The sequence below is a fragment of the Vibrio sp. 03_296 genome (genome assembly GCF_002265885.1).
In genome coordinates this window covers 1-561 of sequence record NZ_NPKW01001057.1, presented here as the reverse complement: position 1 = coordinate 561, position 561 = coordinate 1, and the positions used below count along the sequence as shown (strand labels likewise).

General features: G+C 47.8%; 1 pseudogene. It reads left to right on the top strand.

Going from position 1 to position 561, the window contains the following annotated elements:
- Window positions 1-47 precede the first annotated feature (47 nt).
- Window positions 48-561 (top strand): annotated as a pseudogene (locus tag CIK04_RS29805) (AAA family ATPase); the annotation flags it as partial.

The following is a 561-nucleotide window of genomic DNA, read 5'->3' as shown; positions in this document are numbered from 1 at the left end:
CGATTTGCCAACTCATTCAACAATTGACCAAAGTCTTAGGAATCGCGATGAAACCACTCAAACTTACCATGCAGGCGTTTGGTCCATTTGCTGAACGTGAAGTCATTGATTTTACTCAATTGGGTGACAACCCTCTGTTTTTAATCAATGGGCCCACAGGATCGGGAAAAACCTCTATCTTGGATGCGATCTGTTTTGCCCTTTATGGCGAAACCACAGGCAATGAGCGCCAAGGTATGCAGATGCGTTCAGATTTGGCCTCTATCCATCTAGCCACGGAAGTGACGTTAGAGTTTCTGCTACATGGAAAACGCTATAAGGTGATTCGCTTACCTGAGCAAGAGGCGGCAAAAGCACGCGGTGAAGGCACCACCACCAAAAACACACTGCCGCGCTTTATCTTTGCCAAGATGACGAAGAACTGATCACCAGCAAAACGGCTGAAGTGAAAACGCGAGTGACGGAACTGATTGGATTGAATGAAACGCAGTTTCGCCAAGTCATGGTGTTGCCACAGGGGAAGTTCCGCGATTTGCTGCTGGCGAGTTCCAAAGATCGTGA